This window comes from Streptomyces sp. V3I8, from assembly GCF_030817535.1.
In the GTDB taxonomy this organism is placed as follows: domain Bacteria; phylum Actinomycetota; class Actinomycetes; order Streptomycetales; family Streptomycetaceae; genus Streptomyces.
Genome location: NZ_JAUSZL010000002.1, coordinates 455,291 through 471,447, shown reverse-complemented (window position 1 = coordinate 471,447; position 16,157 = coordinate 455,291). Strand labels below are relative to the sequence as shown.

Sequence of the window (16,157 nt, the reverse complement as noted above, 5' to 3'; positions counted from 1 at the left end):
CATGGTGCGCCGCGTCCTCACCCTGACATCCGGCCGGATCGCCGTGGCCATCCTCGCCGTCGTCGCGCTGCTGGCCGTCCTCGGACCGCTGCTCGCACCGCAGAACCCGCTGGCCACCAGCGACAACACGCTCGCCGCGGCCTCCGGGGCCCACTGGCTGGGCACCGACCACCTCGGCCGTGACACCTTCAGCCGACTCCTGGACGGCTCACGCGTCAGCGTGCTCGGCTCCCTCGAAGTGGCCCTGATGGCCCTGGTGGTCGGCGCGATCCCGGGCATCCTGTCGGTCTACCTCGGCCGGACCTTCGAATGGATCACCCTGCGCCTGGCCGACACCCTGGTCGCCCTGCCGTTCCTGCTCTTCGCGGTCGCCGTCATCGCCCTCCTGGGCAACGGCATCACCCAGGCCATGCTCGTCACGGGCGCCCTGGTCTCGCCGCTCTTCTACCGGGTGGCCCGCGCCGCCACCCTGGCCGTCGCCCGCTCCCCGTACGTGGAGGCGGCGATCGTCTCCGGCGCCTCGGTCGGCTGGATCGTGCGACGCCACGTATGGGTCAAGGTGCTCCCGCCCATCGCCGTCGCCCTCGCCCAGACCATCGGCGTCGGCTTCATCATCGTCTCCAGCCTCACCTTCCTGGGCATCGGCGTGCAGCCGCCCGCGCCCACCTGGGGCGGCCTGCTCGCCTCCGACCTCGGCTACCTCAGCTACCAGCCGTGGGCGCCGCTGGCCCCCGCCCTGCTGATCATGGTCACCGTCTGGGCCAGCAACCTGCTCGCCGACGCGATCCGTGACGTCTCCGGCGAAGCGGGACGCGCCTTCGCCAACCGCCGCAAGGTACGCGCCAACCGCCTGGACAAACCCGAGCCCGTAGCCACCGGAGGTGCGTGATGGCGACACTGTCCCAACTGTCGGACAACGCGGTTCCCGGCACCACCCTGAGTGCCGAGAAGCCCCCCGCGCCGGCCTCGTCGGCCTCGTCGGCCGCGCCGGCCGCACCGGTCCTCACCGTGCGTGACGTGCGCATCAGCGACCGCGTCACCGACCGCGAGATCGTCCACGGGGTGAGCTTCGAACTCACCCCCGGCAAAACGGTCGGCATCGTCGGCGAGTCGGGCAGCGGCAAGACCCTCACCTGCCGGGCCACGCTGGGCATCCTGCCCCCGCACTTCGAGGTCTCGGCCGGCTCGATCGAGATCACCGGCACCGACATCGCGACCCTCACCCCCCAGCGGTGGACGGCGCTCCGCGGGGCCACGATCAGCGCGGTCTTCCAGGACCCGTCGTCCTACCTCAACCCCTCCATCCGGGTGGGCGCGCAGATCGCCGAGGTCGTCCGGGTCAAGACGGGGCTCAAGAGGCGCGCGGCACGCCACCGTGCCGTCGAACTGCTCCGGGCGGTCCAGCTGCGCGACCCGGAACTCGTCTACGGCCAGTACACCCACGAGCTGTCCGGAGGCATGCTCCAGCGCGTCCTGATCGCCGCCGCGATCGCCGCCGATCCGCGGATCCTCATCGCCGACGAGGCCACGACCGCGCTCGACGTCACGGTCCAGGCCGAGATCCTCGACCTGCTCGTCGAACTGCGCGAACAGACCGGCCTCGCCCTGGTGGTCGTCTCCCACGACCTGGCCGTCGTCGCCCAGCTGTGCGACGAGGTCCTCGTCATGCGCGAGGGCGAGGTGGTGGAACAGGGCACGACGCACGAGGTGCTCCACCGCCCGCGCCACGCGTACACCAAGTTGCTCATCGCCGAGCACGAGAGCTACGGCCTGGAGAAGTTCCTCACGCCGCAGGAGACATCGTGACCACCGGACACACGCCACAGAGTCCCACCGACACCGACACCGACACCGACACAGGTGAGGACGCGGTCCTTGAGGTCACCGGCCTGGAGGTGCACTACGGACCGCGCCGGCAGCGCCGCCGCGCCCTGCACGGCGTCTCGCTGAGCGTCACTCCCGGTGAGACCGTCGGCATCATCGGCGAGACGGGATCCGGCAAGTCCACCTTCGCCCGCACCGTCCTCGGCCTCGTGCGCCCCTCGGCCGGCCGGATCGTCATCGGCGGCGAGGACGTGGGCGCGTACAACAGCCGCCAGTGGCGCCGTCTGCGCCGCCGCGGCGTCGTCCAGTACGTCTTCCAGGACCCGCTGCGCAGCCTCGACCCGGACCTCACCGTCGAGGACTCCCTGATCGAGCCGCTGCTCGTCCAGGGCGTCCCGCGTCAGGAGGCGGCCGGCCGGGCCCGTACGTTCCTCGCCCGCGTCCAGCTCTCCGAGGACCTGCTCGACCGTCTGCCGGGCGAACTCTCCGGCGGCCAGCGCCAGCGTGTGGCGGTGGCCCGCGCCCTGGTCACCGAGCCGAAGCTGATCATCCTCGACGAGCCGGTCAGCGCCCTCGACTCCGCCAACCGCGTCCAGATCCTGCAGATCCTCAAGGACCTGCGCGCCGCGGGCACGGCCCTCGTCTTCATCTCGCACGACCTGGGGTCCGTCGCCGGGATCGCCGACCGCATCGCGGTGCTCTACCAGGGCGAACTCGTCGAGGTCGGTACCGCCCGCGACGTCATCACCGGTCCCCGGCACGTGTACACCCGCCTGCTCGTCGGCTCCGCCCCCACCCTGCGGACGGGACCGGCCGACCGGTCCGAACGCGACCGTCTGCGCGCGCTGCTGCACGCCTGAGGGCCTGACCGGCACCTCGGCGACACATCACGGCGCTTCACCCCGCCAGCACCAGTACCAGTACCAGCACCACCGAGAGGAACCCGCATGTCCCGCACGATCCACCTCGCGCTGCACCCCTACGGCGTCGGCGGCCCCGGCCAGCACGGGCTCTGGAAGGACCCGCGCGTCGCGAAGAACGCCAGCATCGACATCGGCTACTACATCAAGCAGGCCCAGGCGGCCGAACACGCCCTGTTCGACGCCCTGTTCGTCGTCGACAGCCAGTTCATCAACTCCACCTACCCGTCGCACTACCTCAACCGCCTCGAACCGCTGACGCTGCTGTCGGCGGTCGCCACCCACACCCGGCACATCGGCCTGGTCGGCACGGCGAGTTCGACGTACAACTCACCCTTCAACCTCGCCCGCCGGTTCGCCTCCCTCGACCACATCAGCGGCGGCCGGGCCGGCTGGAACGTGGTGACCAGCTTCGACACCGGGACCTCACGGAACTTCGGGCTCGACGAGCACCTCGACTACGCCACCCGCTACGGCAGGGCGCTGGAGTTCGTCCAGGTCGCCCGCGGCCTGTGGGACTCCTACGAGGACGACGCGTTCCCGGCCGACGTGGAGCGCGGCGTCTTCCTCGACCCCAGCAAACTGCACGAACTCAACCACGAGGGCGAGCACTTCAAGGTCGCCGGACCGCTCAACCTCTCCCGCTCGCCGCAGGGCCAGCCGGTGATCTTCCAGGCCGGCGTCTCCGAGGAGGGCCGCGACCTCGCCGCGCAGGTCGCCGAGGGCATCTACGCGCCGGGCGGCTCACTGGAGCAGGCGCAGGAGTACTACGCCGACATCAAGAAGCGCACCGCCTCGTACGGCCGCGACCCCGAGCACATCAAGATCTTCATCCATGGCGGTCCGATCGTCGCGGCCACCGACGAGGCGGCCCGGCGCCGCGAGCGGGAGATCTTCGACGAGGACAACGACTTCGGCCGCAACCTCGCGCTCCTCGGCCGTTCCTTCGGCGCGTACGACTTCAGCGGGCACGACCTCGACGCACCGTTCCCGGACGTGGCGCACCTCGCCGAGAAGGGTGGCAGGACCGGCGCGGCCAAGCTGATCGAGCGGGCCAAGGCAGAAAAGCTGACACTGCGTCAAGTGGCGGAGTCTGTAAGTGAGTTCCGCCGCTCACCGTTCGTCGGGGCGCCCGGGACCGTCGCCGACACCATCGAGAAGTGGTTCGACGCCGGCACCTTCGACGGCATCAACCTCGCCTTCCGCAACAACGACGACCTCGAACTCTTCGTCGACGGTGTCGTGCCGATCCTCCAGAAGCGCGGACTGTTCCGCACCGAGTACGAGGCCGACACCCTGCGCGGCAACCTCGGCCTGCCGGTCCCCGCCAACCGCAACACCCGCGAGCCCAGCCTCGCGGACCACTGAGGGCCGCGACATGAGCGAACTGTCGGTGACGGGCGGGCGCGACGTCCACACGGTCCGGTTCCCCGTCGCCACCCCGCCGGCCGAGGTGGACGTGCTGATCGTCGGCGCGGGCCCCGTAGGCCTCTCCGCGGCGGTCGAACTGACCGCCCGCGGCGTCCGGGTCGCCGTCGTCGACCGCGCCCGCACCGCGACACTGGTGCGGGCCGGCGCGATGGGACACACCCCGCGCGTGGTGGAGCACTTCCGCCGCTGGGGACTGCTCCAGCGCATCCGGGACGCCTGGACCTACCCCCCGGAGTGGAACCGGGGCACCAGGCTGGTGACCTCCCTGACCGGGCACGAACTGGTCCCGGTGCCGCGCCCGCCGTTCACCTCGCGGGGCGGCGCGGGTCCGCGGGACGGCACGACGCCGTACGCGTCCGAGGAGGCCCTGCGCCGACCGCAGACGGTACTCCAGCAGGTCTTCCTCGACCGCCTGGCGGAACAGGGCGTCGGCGTCGCGGGCGGCTGGGAACTGCGGGCCCTGCGCGAGCACGAGGACGGCGTCGACGCCGAGGTCGTCGAGGTGGCCGGCGGCGAACGGCGCACTGTCCGGGCCGCCTACGTACTCGGCACCGACGGCGGGCGCAGCACCACCCGGCGGCTGGCCGGCATCACCCGCGAGGGCGAGCACGCCACCGAGAAGCGGCTGCGGCTCATCGTCCGCACCGGCGACATCAGCGACCGGGTCGGCGCCGCGCCGAGCGGCAGCAACATCGTCGTCAACCACAAGGCCTCCGGCTTCCTCGCCGCCGTGAGCACCCGTGAATGGCGGATCTACGCCGGGCCGTACCCGCTCGCGTACGAGCCCGCCGAGGACGAACTGCTGGAGATCGGCCGGGCCGCGTTCGGATTCGACCTCGACCTCGAACTGGTCTCGGCGACGACCTTCTACCACGCCACCCGTATCGCCGAGACCTTCCACCGCGGCCGGGTGCTGCTCGCCGGCGACGCCGCCCATGTGCGTACCCCCGGCGGCAACCTGGGGGAGGGCTTCGGCGACGTGGTCAACCTCGGCTGGAAACTGGCCGCGGTGATCCGCGGCCACGCCCCCCGGTCCCTTCTCACCTCCTACGACGAGGAGCGCCGCAGGCACAACTGGCGGGTCGCCGACCACTCCCTGCAGCGGGCGCGGCGCACCCAGTCGACGCTCGACGGGATCCGCCGCGGCGGCATCCCCGACGACGCGGATCTCGGCCCCGAGGCCGTGCGGCGCCGCGCGGAGATCGGCGCACGGCTGGGCCGCGACCGCGTCCCGGCGACGGGTGTCACCTTCGACGAGCGCTACGACGCGTCGAGCGCCATCTGGTACGAACCCGGCCAGCTCGACTCCGAACCCCGCTGGCGCGCGGACGTCTACGAGGACGACCCGCGACCGGGCCACCGCGCCCCCGACGGCCACGTCGACCCGTACGGCGGCACACTCCACGACCGCCTCGGCACCTCGCTCGCCCTGCTCGTCCTCACCGAGGACCGTGCCGTCGAGGAGGCCTTCGTCGCACAGGCCACGGCCAGGGCACTCCCGTTCACCGTGATCCACCTCACCCACCCGCAGGCCCGCGCGGTCTACGGCACCGGCAACGTCCTCGTACGCCCCGACCAGCACGTCGCCTGGCGCGGCACCGCACTTCCCGACGCGGGCGCCGGCGCCGTCCTCGACCGGGTGCTGGGCGGCGGCGGTCACCACGACACCGGTCTGCCGGGGCTCGTCGCGGTGGGCAGCGCCGGACCGTGAGCCGGCCGGCAACCCATCGGCGTGACAGGCGACTTCGAAAGGCACGCACCCCATGACCACCCAGACGCCGCGTTTCAGACTCGGCTTCCTCACCCATGTGCAGGGCCGGGGCGACGACCCCGCCCGGACCTACCGCGACGCGGCCGAACTCTTCGTCGTCGCCGACGAACTCGGCTTCGACGTCGGCTGGGTGGCCCAGCACCACGTCCCCGCGAGCGGCGGAGGCCTGTCCTCACCCTGGACGTTCCTCGCCCACGCCGCCGCGCGGACCACCCGCATCCGTCTCGGTACGGCCATCACGGTCCTGCCGCTGGAGGACCCGGTCCGCCTCGCCGAGGACGTCGCCGTCGTCGACACCCTCAGCGGCGGCCGCGTGGAGGTCGGTGTCGGCAGCGGCTACAGCGAGGTGGAGTACGCCGCCTTCGGCCAGGACCCGGCCCGCAGGCGCGAGTCGACCACCGAGAACCTCACCGTGCTCCGCGAGGCGCTGGCCGGCCAGGAGGTGCGTACGCCCGGCTTCCGCGTCCAGCCCGCGCCGGGGGACTTCTCCGACCGGATCTGGCAGGGCGTCTTCAGCGGACCCGGCGCCCGGCACGCGGCGGCGGGCGGCTCGAACCTGCTGCTCAACCGCGCCGCGTACGGCTTCGACGCACCGACCGACGAGGTGCAACGACCGTGGGCCGACGCGTACCTGGACGCCTGGGACCGGCCCCGCCGCCCGCGGATCGGGCTGTCCCGGTTCCTGTTCCCGGCGCGGGACCGGCGCACGGCACTGCGGCACATCGGTGACGACGTCCACCGGGCGGCACTGCGGATGGCCGAGGGCGGCGCCTTCCCCAAGGGCCTGGGCCTGGACGAGGCGTTGCGCCGGTTCCACTGCTTCCACGGCTCGGCGGAGGAGATCGTCGCGCAGCTGCGGCAGGAGAAGGTGCTGCCCCTGGCGACCGACCTGATCGCCCAGTTCAACCCCGCGGTCCCCGACCACGACACCGCCATCCGGGCCCTCGAACTCATCGCGACCGAGGTGGCACCCGCCCTGGGCTGGAAGCCCGCGACCGAACCGGCACCCGCAGGAGTCTGAGATGACCGAGTACACCGACCACCACGCCCCCCGGGGCCTCCGCACGCGCGCCACCGTCGTCGTGGTGCCCGGCAGGGGGGAGACCCGGGACACCTACGACCGGCTGGGCAGGCGCCTGGCCGCCGACGCCTACCGCGTCCGCGTCATCGACGCCCCGGACCTCGGCGCCCCGGACCTCGACGCCGGGGACCTGGCGGCACGGCTGCGCACGTTCGACGCCCGGTTGGCCGCAGCGGCCGACGGGGCCGCGGGCGAGGACGGTGTCGTACGCCCCCTGGTGCTGCTGGGCGCGGACACCGGTGCCCTCGCCGTCGCCGCGCTCCTCGGCCGCGACGACGCCTCCGCCGCCACGACGCCGGACGCCGTCGTCCTCGCCGGGCTCCCCGGTCGCAGCGCGGCCGCCGGCGGCACGTGGGAGGAGGAGCTGGACGTCCGCACGTCCTGCCCCGCCCACCGGGGCGCGCTCACCGGCGACGCCCGGGTGCGCCGCGGTTCACTCGGCGAAGCGGTGCCGGACGCCCTGCTCGCGGCGGCCCACGACAGCGAGACCGGCGTCCCGGTGCTGATCCTCACCGGCGACGCCGACCCCCTCGCCGACCACGACGCACTCGTCCGCACCGCCAAGTCCCTGCCGCGCGCCCGCCTCTCGGTGGTCCGCGGCGGTCACCACGACGTGCTGAACGACCTGCAGCACCGTTCGGTGGCGGCCGAGATCGTCACCTTCCTGGAGACCCTGCGCAACGACCTGGTGCCCCTGATCACCGTGGAGAGCAGCACCTGGTGAGCGCGGCCCGCGGCCCGCCCGCCGCGGGGCGCCGGCCAGGCCCGGCGGTCCCACCGGGCGGAACGGCCCGGCCCCTCTGTCACGTCCGTAACCCCTGACTCCGAAAGGTCCCCTCATGGCCGCCATCCTGTCCGTCTCCGGAAGCCCTTCGGCCACCTCCCGCACCGCACGACTTCTGCGCCACCTGGACGACCGGCTCCGGGACCAGGGCCACGACGTCATCTCCCTGGAGGCACGCACCCTGCCCCCGGAGGCCCTGCTCGGCGCCGACTTCCGGCACCCGGCCGTCGTCGAGGCCACCGCGCTGTTCGACCGGGTGGACGGAGTGGTGATCGGCACCCCCGTCTACAAGGCCGCCTACTCGGGGCTGCTCAAGTCGTTGCTCGACCTGCTCCCGCAGTACGCGCTGACCGGCAAGACGGTGCTGCCGCTCGCCACCGGCGGCAGCACGGCCCACGTGCTGGCCATCGACTACGCGCTGCGCCCGGTCCTCAGCTCCATGGGGGCCGCGCACATCGTCCAGGGCTGGTTCACCCTCGACAAGGACATCACCGCCGGGCCGGACGGCACGCTGACCGTCGCACCGGGCGCCGCCGAGGCCCTGGCGCAGGTCACCGACCGGTTCTCCGAGGCGCTGGGCGGCCGCCCGTCGGTCCTGGCGCCCGTCGGGTGAGCGGGCGGCTCCGCCGAGACCTGGCCGATCCGCCTTGCGCATGATCTTTTTACGTTACCTTTGCCATTCGGGAACCTCTCCGGACGCGGCAACCGTTCAACGGACGGACCGCGCACAGGTATCAGCAGAAGCCGAGGTGGCAGTAGTGGCGATGTGGGACAAGCTCAAGGACCAGGCCAAGAACCTCCAGCAGTCCCAGGGCGCCAGGGGAGGGTCAGGGCAGGGACATGCCTCCGGGCAGGGATACGGCGCCGGACAGGGACACGGCCCCGCCGGGCAGGCGCAGCACGGCGGCCACGCGTCCGGCTCGTCCTCCGGCGGCGGCTCCAAGGCCCAGCTGATCGGGCTGTTCAAGTCCCAGCTCGCGTCGGTCAAGACCGAGCTCAAGAGCGGGGCCTACCGGGACGCCAGCATGGCCATGTGCGCGCTGGTGGCGGCGGCCGACGGACGGGTCGAGCCGGCGGAGAGGCAGCGCGTGGAGGAGCTGATCGTCAGCAACGAAGTCCTGCAGAACTTCCCGGCGGACCAGCTCCGCCAGCGCTTCAACCAGCACGTGGACCGGCTCACCGGCAACTTCGAGCAGGGCAAGGCCGAGGCGCTGCGGGACATCGCCAAGGCGGCCAAGAAGCCGGCGGAGGCCCGCGCGGTCATCCAGACGGGCATGGTGGTGGCGGGCGCCGACGGACACTTCGAGGCGTCCGAGCAGTACGTCATCCGCGACGCCTGCACCACGCTCGGCCTGTCGCCCGCGGAGTTCGGCATCTGACGCGTACGGCGCCGTGGGGCCCGGTCGCCCCGTTCCCCGCGGCGCCGCGGACAACAACACTCCCACCTCTGGTCCCCGGAGCGAACCGGCCGGTATACAAGGGCAGTCATGCGCCGTCCCGGACCCAGGGGGAACCACGATGAACCGTCGCACCCAGAACGGCCAGTACGGCAGAACCGCCTCGGGCCACCGCCGGGCCACCGCCCTGGCGGCGGCCGTCAGCGGCTGCGTCCTCGTCGTCGCCTCCGGCGCACCCGTCGCGGCCCACGGCACCGGCCAGGGGAACAACCACGGAAACAGCCAGGGGAACAGCCACGCCAAGCGCACGGACTACGTCGCGCTCGGCGACTCCTACACCTCGGGACCGCTGATCCCGAAACAGGTGGACGCGAACTGTGCCCGCTCCGACCACAACTACCCCTCCCTGCTCGCCGCGCGGCGCGCAGTGGCCACGTTCAAGGACGTGAGCTGCGGCGGCGCCACGACCGAGCACATGTGGAAGGCCCAGGGCACCAACCCGCCGCAGCTCAACGCCCTGCAGCGGGGCACCGACCTGGTGACGGTCCAGATAGGCGGCAACGACATCGGGTTCGGCTCCATCATCGGCACCTGCGCCCAGCTGAGTTCGCAGGACCTCACGGGCAACCCGTGCCAGCGCCACTACACCTCCCCGTCCGGCGCCGACCGGCTGGCGCTGAAGATCCTCGAGACCGCGCCCGAGATCACCCGGGTGCTGCGGGCCGTGCACGCCAGGGCCCCGCACGCCCGCGTGCTCGTCGTCGGCTACCCGGACCTCCTGCCGGAGGACGGCAGCGGCTGCTACCCCTCGGTACCGTTCGCGACCAAGGACTTCCCCTACCTGCGGGACACCGGCAAGCGCCTCAACCTGATGATGCGCGTGGTCGCCCGGCTGAACGGCGCCGAATACGTCGACACGTACGGGCCGACCGTCGGGCACGACATGTGCAAGGCCCCGGCCGTGCGCTGGATCGAACCGCTGCAGCCGGCCTCGCCCGCGGCCCCGGCCCACCCCAACGCCAAGGGCGAGGAGGTCATGGCCGAGGCCGTGCTGAAGCACCTGCGCAAGGGTCACGGCCACTGACGGACGCTCCCGCCCCACCCCACGCGGCCCGGAACGCGGGCCGCGTGGGCCGACTCGCCGGTCGGAGGAGGTACGGCCGCTCGTCTCGTTGAGGGATCACCATGTGCGATGGGGGAACTCAGGGGCACAGGGGATTGAGGGACGCCCGACAGAGCGCGCCGGTGAAGGGATGGACATCGTGGTACGACCGAAGATTCTGGTGGTGGGAGCGGGCTTCGCGGGAGTGGAGTGCGTCCGCCGCCTGGAGCGCAAACTGGGACCCGACGAGGCCGAGCTGGCCCTGGTGACCCCGTTCTCCTACCAGCTCTACCTGCCGCTGCTGCCACAGGTCGCCTCCGGGGTGCTGACCCCGCAGTCGATCGCCGTGTCGCTCCGCCGCAGCCGCAGGTACCGCACCCGCATCATTCCCGGCGGTGCCATCGGTGTGGACATGAAGGCGAAGGTCTGTGTCGTCCGCAAGATCACGGGCGAGCTCGTGAACGAGCGCTACGACCAGATCGTGCTGGCCCCGGGCAGTGTCACACGTACGTTCGACATCCCGGGCCTGGCCGACAACGCCCGCGGCATGAAGACGCTCGCCGAGGCCGCGTACGTCCGGGACCACGTGATCTCGCAGCTCGACATCGCCGACGCCAGCCACGACGAGGCCGAGCGGGCGGCGCGCCTGCAGTTCGTGGTGGTCGGCGGGGGCTACGCGGGCACCGAGACCGCCGCGTGCCTGCAGCGCCTGACGCACAACGCCGTCAAGCGCTATCCGCGGCTCGACCCGCGGCTGATCAAGTGGCACCTGATCGACATCGCCCCGAAGCTGATGCCCGAACTGGGGGACAAGCTCGGCAGGAGCGCCCAGGAGATCCTGCGCAGGCGGGGCATCGAGGTCTCGCTCGGCGTGTCCATCGAGAAGGCGGGCCCCGAGGAGGTGACCTTCACCGACGGCCGGGTGATCCCGACCCACACCCTGATCTGGACCGCCGGCGTCGCGGCGAGCCCGCTCATCGCCACCCTGGGCGCCGAGACCGTCAAGGGACGGCTCGCGGTCAGCTCGGAGATGTGCCTGCCCGGCCACGACGGGGTCTTCGCGCTCGGCGACGCCGCCGCCGTGCCGGACGAGGCCAAGGACGTGGAGGGCGCGATCTGCCCGCCGACCGCGCAGCACGCGATGCGCCAGGGCAAGCACGTCGCCGACAACGTCATCGCCTCGCTGCGCGGACAGCGGATGACGCCGTACGTCCACAAGGACCTGGGACTCGTCGTGGACCTCGGCGGCCTCGACGCCGTGTCCAAGCCGCTCGGTGTCGAGCTGCGCGGCGTGCCCGCCCTGGTCGCGGCCCGCGGGTACCACTGGTCGGCGCTGCGCACCAACGTGGCGAAGGCCCGGGTCGCGACGAACTGGGTGCTGAACAGCCTGGCCGGCGACGATTTCGTACGGACCGGATTCCAGTCCCGCACGCCGGCGACGCTGCGGGACTTCGAGTACACGAACGCCTACCTGACGCCGGAGCAGATCCGGGAACGGACCGGGGCCGTGTGACGGTCGCGCCGAGGCCGGCGGCGGGCGCGACCGCGGACCGGTGACAAGGCACAGGTGACGAGGAAGAGGCGACGAGGAAGAGGTGAGGCGGGACCCGGACGCTCCTGCGGCGTCCCGCGGTGCGGCGCACGTCAATTCACGGCGTGCGCCCATTACTTCGCCTCGGAAGGCATCCGCGGGGTACCCGGCGTGGCATGACCGCCTATGGATTGCACGCCTCGCACGAACAGATCCCGCCCGCGGATCTGCTCGACGCCGTCACGCACGCGGAACGCGCCGGGTTCACCGCCGCCATGTGCTCGGACCACTTCTCCCCGTGGAGCGTCCGCCAGGGGGAGTCCGGGTTCGCCTGGTCGTGGCTCGGCGCCGCCCTGCAGGCCACCGACCGGGTGCCGTTCGGCGTCGTGAACGCACCGGGACAGCGCTACCACCCCGCGATCGTCGCCCAGGCCGTCGCCAGTCTCGCCGCCATGTACCCCGGCCGGTTCTGGGCGGCGCTCGGCAGCGGTGAGGCCTCCAACGAGCACATCACCGGAGCCCGCTGGCCCCGCAAGGACGTCCGCAACGCACGGCTGCGCGAGTGCGTCGACGTCATCCGCGCGCTGCTGGCGGGGGAGGAGGTCAGCCACGACGGCCTGGTGACGGTGGACCGGGCCCGGCTGTGGACGCTGCCGGCCGAGGTGCCACCGCTGATCGGGGCCGCCTGCAGCGCCGCGACCGCGGCCTGGTGCGCCGAGTGGGCGGACGGCCTGATCACCGTCAACGCGCCGCGGGAGCGGCTGCGCGAGATCATCGGCGCGTACCGCGACGCGGGCGGCCGCGGCCCGCTCCACCTCCAGGTGCACCTGAGCTGGGCGCCGGACGAGGCGGATGCCACCGCGCTGGCGCACGACCAGTGGCGCACCAACGTGCACGCGCCGCCCGTCAGTTGGGACCTGGACTCCCCGGAACTGTTCGACATCGTCAGCGAGCACGTCGGCCCGGAGCAGGTGGCGCGGACGGTGAACATCTCCTCCGACCTGGGCCGGCACACCGCCTGGCTGCAGGAGTACGCCGACCTGGGGTTCGACGCGGTGATGCTCCACCACGTGGGCCGCGAACTGGGTCCGTTCATCGACGTGTTCGGGGACAAGGTGCTGCCGCGCCTCGACGTCACCCGTCCCGTGCCCGCCACGGCGAAGGAGTTCCGGTGCGTCTGACCCGTACGTCCGACCTGTGGTGGAAGAACGCGGTGGTGTACTGCCTGGACGTCGAGACGTACCAGGACGGCGACGGCGACGGGACCGGCGACTTCGCGGGCCTCACCCAGCGCATCGACCACCTGGTGCGTCTCGGTGTGACCTGCGTGTGGCTGATGCCGTTCTACCCGACGCGCGAGCGCGACGACGGGTACGACATCACGGACTTCTACGGCGTCGACCCGCGCCTGGGCACCCTCGGTGACTTCACCGAGTTCGTCCGCACCGCCCGGGACCGCGGCATCCGGGTGATCGCCGACCTCGTCGTCAACCACACCTCCGAGGACCACCCGTGGTTCAAGGACGCCTGTTCCGGCCGGGACTCCGCCCACCGCGACTGGTACGTCTGGGCGGACGAGCCTCCCGAGGACGGCCCGCAAGGAGTGGTCTTCCCCGACGCGGAGGACAGTCTCTGGGAGTACGACGAGGGCAGCGGCCAGTACTACCTGCACCGGTTCTACAAGCAGCAGCCCGACCTGAACGTCGCCAACCCCGAGGTCCGCGACGAGATAGCCCGCGTCATGGGGTTCTGGACGCAGCTCGGACTGTCCGGCTTCCGCGTCGACGCCGTGCCCTTCCTGCTGGAGACCGACGGCCAGGACGACGCCGGCGCACTGCCCGACCCGCACGAGTACCTCGCCGACCTGCGCGCCTTCCTCGGCCGCCGCAACGGCGAGTCGGTGCTGCTCGGCGAGGTCAACCTGCCCTACGACGGCCTCGCCCGGTTCTTCGGCGACCCCGCCTCGGACCGCGGCGACGAACTCACCCTGTGCTTCGACTTCGTCGGGATGCAGCAGATGTACCTGTCGATGGCCCGCGAGGACGCCGGGCCGCTGGCCGCCGCGCTGCGCGAGCGCCCGCCCGCCCCGCGCGACGCCCACTGGGCCACGTTCGTCCGCAACCACGACGAGCTGACCCTCGACAAGCTGAGCGACGACGAACGCGCCGAGGTGTTCGCGGCCTTCGGCCCGAAGGAGGACATGCAGCTCTACGACCGGGGGCTGCGCCGCAGGCTGCCGCCGATGGTCGACGGCGACCGGCGCCGCGTCGAACTGGCCTACAGCCTGCTGTTCACACTGCCCGGCACGCCCGTGCTCTTCTACGGCGAGGAGATCGGCATGGGGGAGAACCTGGCCGCCGAGGGACGCCAGGCCGTACGTACGCCCATGCAGTGGACCCCGGAGAGCGGTGCCGGGTTCTCCACCGCGGAGCCGGACACGTTCCCCAACCCGCTGGTGGACGGCGCGTTCGGCTGCGAGAAGGTCAACGTGTACGAGCAGAGCCGCGATCCGGGCTCGCTGCTGAGCCGCATACGGCTGTTCGCCGAGCGCTACCGGGAGGCCCCCGAACTGGCCTGGGGCGACTACCGGCTGGTGGAGACGGGGGAGCGGGCGGTCCTCGCCCATGTCGGCCGCACCACCGGGATCGGCGGCGCCGGCGGAGCGGTCCTGGCGGTGCACAACTTCGCGGGCGAGCCGGCCACCGTACGGCTGCGGCTGTCCGGGGCGGGGCCCGGCGCACGGCTGACGGACCTGCTCGACGAGGGACACGCGGGGCTCACCGTGTCGGACGACGGCAGCGTCCCCCTCGAACTGCCCGCCTACGGATACCGCTGGCTGCGCGTCGGCACCCCGGCCGACGACCCCGACCGGGTGGTCGCGCACTGACGCCGGCGGTCCGTCGGCGCGGCCGGGGAACCGGTGGGTTCCCGGGCACGATTCCCCGCGGGAGAGGTGGGAGGTCCGTGGGTACCATCGACGTGCCTGTCATCATCCGGCATCACCTTTCACTCCGGTGACCTGCCGCGGCGGACGACGACGGCATCGCCGTCCTGCCGCACACCACAGGAAAACCGCCCACCAATACGACTGCACAACGGGGGCCCGCCGCCCCCACCACACGATGGGGTAACCAGTGCTTCTCAAAACCTTCGGCTGGTCGTTCGCGGTCACCGCGCTCGCCCTGGTCGCAGCGGTCTTCTACGGGGGGTGGAAGGCCTTCGGTCTCGTGGCGATCCTCGCCGTCCTCGAAATCTCCCTGTCGTTCGACAACGCGGTGGTCAACGCCGGGATCCTGAAGAAGATGAACGCCTTCTGGCAGAAGATCTTCCTCACCGTCGGCGTGCTCATCGCCGTGTTCGGGATGCGGCTCGTCTTCCCGGTCGTCATCGTGGCGGTCAGTGCCTCCATGGGGCCGATCAAGGCCGTCGACCTGGCCCTCACCGACAAGGACCGCTACCAGCAGCTGGTCACCGACGCCCACCCGTCGATCGCCGCCTTCGGCGGCATCTTCCTGCTGATGATCTTCCTCGACTTCATTTTCGAGGACCGCGACATCAAGTGGCTGGGCTGGCTGGAGCGCCCGCTCGCCAAGCTCGGCAAGGTCGACATGCTGTCGGTCTGCATCGCCCTGATCGTGCTGCTGCTCTCCTCGCTGACCTTCGCCGCCCACGCCCACCAGCACGGCGGGGTGCACGCCGACAAGACGGAGACGGTGCTCCTCTCCGGCATCGCGGGTCTCGTCACGTACATGCTCGTCGGCGGTCTCTCCGGGCACTTCGAGAACAAGCTCGAAGAGGACGAGGAACGCGAGCAGGAGGAACAGGGCAAGGCCGAACGCACCGGCAAACCCCGCTCCGCGGTCGCCCTGGCCGGCAAGGCCGCGTTCTTCATGTTCCTCTACCTGGAAGTCCTGGACGCGTCCTTCTCCTTCGACGGCGTGATCGGCGCCTTCGCCATCACCAACGACATCGTCGTGATGGCGCTGGGCCTCGGCACCGGCGCGATGTACGTCCGTTCGCTGACCGTCTACCTGGTCCGCCAGGGCACCCTCGACGACTACGTCTACCTGGAGCACGGCGCCCACTACGCCATCGGCGCCCTCTCCGTCATCCTTCTGGTCACCATCCAGTACGAGATCAACGAGGTGATCACCGGCCTCATCGGGGTGGTCCTGATCGGCGCCTCCTTCCTGTCCTCCGTACGCCGCAACCGGGCACTCGCCAAGGAGGGTCCGGGAGAGCCGGCCGGCCCGGACCAGGAGAGGACCGGCGCCTCGACCCGGTCCTGAACCCCGGCCGGACCCGTCGCGCCGGCG

General features: G+C 71.8%; 14 protein-coding genes. All 14 read left to right on the top strand.

Translation table 11 applies throughout. The features are described from left to right. Position 1 precedes the first annotated feature (1 nt). The 14 genes from QFZ75_RS02285 to QFZ75_RS02220 all read left to right on the top strand — a co-directional run bounded on the left by QFZ75_RS02285 (position 2) and on the right by QFZ75_RS02220 (position 16,130). Positions 2 to 889 carry an ABC transporter permease gene (locus QFZ75_RS02285; protein WP_307544187.1) on the top strand — a complete coding sequence of 296 codons (888 nt, stop codon included), beginning with the start codon at positions 2 to 4 and terminating at the stop codon, positions 887 to 889. Further along, positions 889 to 1,806 carry an ABC transporter ATP-binding protein gene (locus QFZ75_RS02280; RefSeq protein WP_307533547.1) on the top strand — a complete coding sequence of 306 codons (918 nt, stop codon included), beginning with the start codon at positions 889 to 891 and terminating at the stop codon, positions 1,804 to 1,806. The genes QFZ75_RS02285 and QFZ75_RS02280 overlap by 1 nt, the downstream gene beginning before the upstream one ends. 83 nt (positions 1,807 to 1,889) lie before the next feature. After that, on the top strand, positions 1,890 to 2,684 hold the full coding sequence (locus tag QFZ75_RS02275) for an ABC transporter ATP-binding protein (RefSeq protein WP_307544186.1): 795 nt from the start codon (positions 1,890 to 1,892) through the stop codon (positions 2,682 to 2,684). 87 nt (positions 2,685 to 2,771) lie between these two features. Then, positions 2,772 to 4,112, top strand: coding sequence for an LLM class flavin-dependent oxidoreductase (locus tag QFZ75_RS02270; protein ID WP_307533546.1), 1,341 nt, complete (start codon positions 2,772 to 2,774; stop codon positions 4,110 to 4,112). Between the two features lie 10 nt (positions 4,113 to 4,122). Next, positions 4,123 to 5,886 (top strand): FAD-dependent oxidoreductase, encoded by a 1,764-nt coding sequence (locus QFZ75_RS02265; protein ID WP_307533545.1) that lies wholly within the window; start codon positions 4,123 to 4,125, stop codon positions 5,884 to 5,886. A 52-nt stretch (positions 5,887 to 5,938) separates the two neighbouring features. Next, complete coding sequence (locus tag QFZ75_RS02260) at positions 5,939 to 6,967, top strand: LLM class flavin-dependent oxidoreductase (RefSeq protein ID WP_307533544.1); 1,029 nt, start codon at positions 5,939 to 5,941, stop codon at positions 6,965 to 6,967. Position 6,968: 1 nt separating this feature from the next. Further along, on the top strand, positions 6,969 to 7,751 hold the full coding sequence (locus tag QFZ75_RS02255; RefSeq protein WP_307533543.1) for an alpha/beta hydrolase: 783 nt from the start codon (positions 6,969 to 6,971) through the stop codon (positions 7,749 to 7,751). 115 nt (positions 7,752 to 7,866) lie between these two features. Then, positions 7,867 to 8,424: an NADPH-dependent FMN reductase gene (ssuE, locus tag QFZ75_RS02250; RefSeq protein ID WP_307533542.1), complete on the top strand. Its 558-nt coding sequence runs from the start codon at positions 7,867 to 7,869 to the stop codon at positions 8,422 to 8,424. Between the two features lie 145 nt (positions 8,425 to 8,569). Beyond that, positions 8,570 to 9,190, top strand: coding sequence for a tellurite resistance TerB family protein (locus QFZ75_RS02245; protein WP_307544185.1), 621 nt, complete (start codon positions 8,570 to 8,572; stop codon positions 9,188 to 9,190). A gap of 139 nt (positions 9,191 to 9,329) precedes the next feature. Further along, positions 9,330 to 10,292: an SGNH/GDSL hydrolase family protein gene (locus QFZ75_RS02240; RefSeq protein WP_307533541.1), complete on the top strand. Its 963-nt coding sequence runs from the start codon at positions 9,330 to 9,332 to the stop codon at positions 10,290 to 10,292. A 169-nt stretch (positions 10,293 to 10,461) separates the two neighbouring features. Then, positions 10,462 to 11,823, top strand: a complete 1,362-nt coding sequence (locus QFZ75_RS02235) for an NAD(P)/FAD-dependent oxidoreductase (protein ID WP_307533540.1) — start codon at positions 10,462 to 10,464, stop codon at positions 11,821 to 11,823. A 194-nt stretch (positions 11,824 to 12,017) separates the two neighbouring features. After that, positions 12,018 to 13,022, top strand: a complete 1,005-nt coding sequence (locus QFZ75_RS02230) for a TIGR03885 family FMN-dependent LLM class oxidoreductase (RefSeq protein WP_307533539.1) — start codon at positions 12,018 to 12,020, stop codon at positions 13,020 to 13,022. Further along, a complete protein-coding gene (locus QFZ75_RS02225) occupies positions 13,013 to 14,728 on the top strand; it encodes an alpha-amylase family protein (protein ID WP_307533538.1) in 1,716 nt (571 codons plus the stop codon). Before QFZ75_RS02230 ends, QFZ75_RS02225 begins: the two co-directional genes overlap by 10 nt. A gap of 247 nt (positions 14,729 to 14,975) precedes the next feature. Then, positions 14,976 to 16,130, top strand: coding sequence for a DUF475 domain-containing protein (locus QFZ75_RS02220; RefSeq protein WP_307533537.1), 1,155 nt, complete (start codon positions 14,976 to 14,978; stop codon positions 16,128 to 16,130). Positions 16,131 to 16,157 lie beyond the last annotated feature (27 nt).

Coding starts and splice junctions, on each gene's coding strand:
- QFZ75_RS02285 (WP_307544187.1), top strand. CDS start 2: ATGGTGCGCCGCGTCCTCACCCTGACATCCGGCCGGATCGCCGTGGCC.
- QFZ75_RS02280 (WP_307533547.1), top strand. CDS start 889: ATGGCGACACTGTCCCAACTGTCGGACAACGCGGTTCCCGGCACCACC.
- QFZ75_RS02270 (WP_307533546.1), top strand. CDS start 2,772: ATGTCCCGCACGATCCACCTCGCGCTGCACCCCTACGGCGTCGGCGGC.
- QFZ75_RS02265 (WP_307533545.1), top strand. CDS start 4,123: ATGAGCGAACTGTCGGTGACGGGCGGGCGCGACGTCCACACGGTCCGG.
- QFZ75_RS02260 (WP_307533544.1), top strand. CDS start 5,939: ATGACCACCCAGACGCCGCGTTTCAGACTCGGCTTCCTCACCCATGTG.
- QFZ75_RS02255 (WP_307533543.1), top strand. CDS start 6,969: ATGACCGAGTACACCGACCACCACGCCCCCCGGGGCCTCCGCACGCGC.
- ssuE (WP_307533542.1), top strand. CDS start 7,867: ATGGCCGCCATCCTGTCCGTCTCCGGAAGCCCTTCGGCCACCTCCCGC.
- QFZ75_RS02240 (WP_307533541.1), top strand. CDS start 9,330: ATGAACCGTCGCACCCAGAACGGCCAGTACGGCAGAACCGCCTCGGGC.
- QFZ75_RS02235 (WP_307533540.1), top strand. CDS start 10,462: ATGGACATCGTGGTACGACCGAAGATTCTGGTGGTGGGAGCGGGCTTC.
- QFZ75_RS02230 (WP_307533539.1), top strand. CDS start 12,018: ATGACCGCCTATGGATTGCACGCCTCGCACGAACAGATCCCGCCCGCG.